The following is a 2,668-nucleotide window of genomic DNA, read 5'->3' as shown; positions in this document are numbered from 1 at the left end:
CATCATCGGCGAGGGGCCGGCGGCGCGCACTTTCGGGAGAAAGTTGGCGCGGGAATGCCCCGGTCGACGTGAAGGCGCGGCTGGACGCTCTGGTCGGGGACGGGGGCTGGTAGGACCCTCTCAAAGTGACGGGATATGGCATGGAAAACTACATCGGTTGATGCTATATTTGATGCAAAGGTGCGTGATGAGAACGACGATTGCGATCGACGACGAGCTCTTCGCCAAGGCGCAAGAGTTCGCGGGAATGAGCGAGAAATCCGCTGTGATCAGGGAGGCCCTGAAGGCCTTCGTTGAACGCGAGGCCGCGCGTCGTCTTGCCCGAATGGGGGGGACTCAGCCTGACGCAAAGGCACCGCTGCGCCGCCGTCCCAAATGAAAGTGCTGGTGGACACCTCGATCTGGGTCGACCACTTCCGTCGGAGTGACCCGCGGCTGGCGTCGCTTCTCGAGCATGGAGACGTCGTCATGCATCCATTCGTTGTTGGGGAGTTGTTGCTCGGACATGGCATGAGGACTTCCGACATGCTTGCCGACTTGAACTTGCTTCCAAGAGCGACCGTCGCAAGCAACGACGAAGTGCAGGGTTTCATCGTCAAGCGGAAGCTGTCGGGATTGGGAATTGGCTACGTCGATGCTCATCTGTTGGCTGCCACGGCGTTGACGCCCGAAGCCGCGATCTGGACGCGCGATAAGCAGTTGCTCGCAGCGGCCCAGTCGCTGGAGTTGATTGCCGATTTTCGCGAGTAGTATCATGCTTCCTCTCGACGGCGAGATCCGCGACGGCCGCCACCACATGCAGGTCCGCGTCTACTATGAGGACACGGATTTTTCCGGCATCGTCTATCACGCCAATTACCTGCGCTTCATGGAGCGCGGGCGCACCAACCATCTCAGGCTGATGGGCGCCGAGCAGCACGCGCTGTTCGCGCAGGCCGAGACCGAGAGCCCAGGCTTCGCCTTCGTGGTGCGCTCCATGCATCTCGATTTCCTCAAGCCCGCGCGCATGGACGACGTGCTCGACGTCGTGACCTGGCCGGTCGCGGTGAAGGGCGCCTCGATCACGCTGGCGCAGGAGGTGCGGCGCGGCGAGGACGTGCTGGTGAAGGCCGAGGTGCGCGTCGCCTTCATCAGCGGCGGCCGCGCGCAGCCGATCCCGAAATCGATCCGGCAGTTGATGAAGGCGGATCTGATTTAGCTAGCGCGCGATATGGTCCCGGCTCTGCGGCGCAACGTTGCACGTTGCGCCACGTCCGGGACACGAGCGCGCGCCTACGCCGCCGCCTTCCGCCGCGCCAGCTCCTGCTTGTACAGCTCGAACTCCTCCGCGATCGCTCTTGCGATCGACGGTCTCGTGCGCAGGCGCTCGTAATAGGCCTTCACGTTCGGCCATTTCGCGAGCTCGATCGGCGGCGTCGCCATGGTCCAGTTGATGACGGTGACGAGATAGGCGTCGGCGACGGTGAAATGGTCGAGCAGGAACTCGCGGCCTTTCAGGTAGTTGTCGAGATGGTCGAGCCGCGACAGGTTCTTCTCCAGCACGTAGGCCTTCGCCTCCTGCGGCGCCATGCGGTCGAGCACGGGCACGAACAGGCCCTTGTGCAGCTCGGTGCCGATGAAGCAGAGCCATTGCTGCAGGCGGGTGCGGTCGATGCCGGGCCCGGCGCTGATGCCGGATTGCGGAAAGCGGTCCGCGACATATTGCAGGATCGCGGCGTTCTCCGTCAGCACCACGCCCTCGTCGGTGCGCAAGGTCGGCACCAGGCCGATCGGATTGACGGCGCGGAAATCCGAGCCGTCCTGCATCACCGTCTTGGTCGCGGGATCGACCTCGAGATAGGTCGCGCCCGCGCCGGCCTCGTAGAGTGCGATCCGGGTCGCCATCGAGCAGGCGAGCGGGGAGAAATACAGATCCATCGATTGCTCCTTGGGGTATTGCTGTCTCAGGTGTTCGCCAACCCGGCCGGATTGATTTTTGTACTATCTTGCATAATATCAATCCGGTCAACGAATAAATTGCGAAATGGTACAAAAAAGCAAATCTCCCGTCGCGCCTCCGCCTCTCGCCGCGCCGGCGCCGCCCAGGCGCCGCGGCCGGCCGCGCGCTTATGAGCCCGAGGTCGCGCTCGGCAAGGCGCTCGACCTGTTCCGCACGCAGGGCTTTGCCGCGACCTCGCTCGACGATCTCAGCGAGGCCACCGGCATGAACCGGCCGAGCCTCTATGGCGCCTTCGGCGACAAGCGCGAGCTCTACATCAAGAGCTACCGGCGCTACCGCGACGAGGCGCGCGCGGCGATGGCCGACATTTTTCGCCAGGAGCTGCCACTGCGCCGGCGGCTGGAGCGCATCTTTGCCGCCGCGCTCGACATCTATCTCTCCGGCGAGAGCGGACCGCGCGGCTGCTTCACGGTGGTGACGGCGGCCTCGGAAGCCGTCGGCGATCCCGAGATCCGCGCCATGGTGCTGGAGGGACTGTCCGAGCTCGACAGGGCGTTTGCGGCTTGCTTCCGCCGCGCCAGGGAGAAGGGCGAATTGCCCGCGGGCGCCGATCCCGCCGTGCTGGCGCAGCTGGCGTCGGCCACCGTGCATTCGATCGCCATCCGCTCCCGCGCCCGCGTGCCGCGCAAGGAGCTGGAGGCGATCGTCAAGGGCGCGATCGACGTGATG

At 64.6% G+C, this 2,668-nt stretch carries 5 protein-coding genes; 4 read left to right on the top strand and 1 reads right to left on the bottom strand.

Going from position 1 to position 2,668, the window contains the following annotated elements; translation table 11 throughout:
• The first annotated feature begins 187 nt into the window (after positions 1-187).
• Genes KGM94_RS24825 through ybgC form a run of 3 tightly spaced genes read left to right on the top strand, consistent with a single transcriptional unit; the run spans position 188 to position 1,198 of the window.
• On the top strand, positions 188-379 hold the full coding sequence (locus KGM94_RS24825) for a type II toxin-antitoxin system VapB family antitoxin (protein ID WP_300265275.1): 192 nt from the start codon (positions 188-190) through the stop codon (positions 377-379).
• Positions 376-750 carry a PIN domain-containing protein gene (locus tag KGM94_RS24820; protein WP_300265272.1) on the top strand — a complete coding sequence of 125 codons (375 nt, stop codon included), beginning with the start codon at positions 376-378 and terminating at the stop codon, positions 748-750. Before KGM94_RS24825 ends, KGM94_RS24820 begins: the two co-directional genes overlap by 4 nt.
• A gap of 4 nt (positions 751-754) precedes the next feature.
• Positions 755-1,198 carry a tol-pal system-associated acyl-CoA thioesterase gene (gene ybgC / locus KGM94_RS24815; RefSeq protein WP_300265269.1) on the top strand — a complete coding sequence of 148 codons (444 nt, stop codon included), beginning with the start codon at positions 755-757 and terminating at the stop codon, positions 1,196-1,198.
• 74 nt (positions 1,199-1,272) lie between these two features.
• On the opposite strand, the gene KGM94_RS24810 is transcribed toward ybgC, so the two are convergent.
• Positions 1,273-1,917: a glutathione binding-like protein gene (locus tag KGM94_RS24810; RefSeq protein WP_300265266.1), complete on the bottom strand. Its 645-nt coding sequence runs from the start codon at positions 1,915-1,917 to the stop codon at positions 1,273-1,275.
• A gap of 106 nt (positions 1,918-2,023) precedes the next feature.
• Between KGM94_RS24810 and KGM94_RS24805 the strand changes: the two genes are divergently transcribed.
• Positions 2,024-2,668 (top strand): TetR/AcrR family transcriptional regulator (locus KGM94_RS24805; protein WP_300265263.1); only part of this gene is annotated, 645 nt, incomplete at its 3' end.

Source organism: Bradyrhizobium sp. (assembly GCF_028868675.1).
In the GTDB taxonomy this organism is placed as follows: domain Bacteria; phylum Pseudomonadota; class Alphaproteobacteria; order Rhizobiales; family Xanthobacteraceae; genus Bradyrhizobium.
The sequence above is the reverse complement of the archived record's forward strand: the minus strand, read 5'-3'. Positions and strand labels throughout refer to the sequence as shown.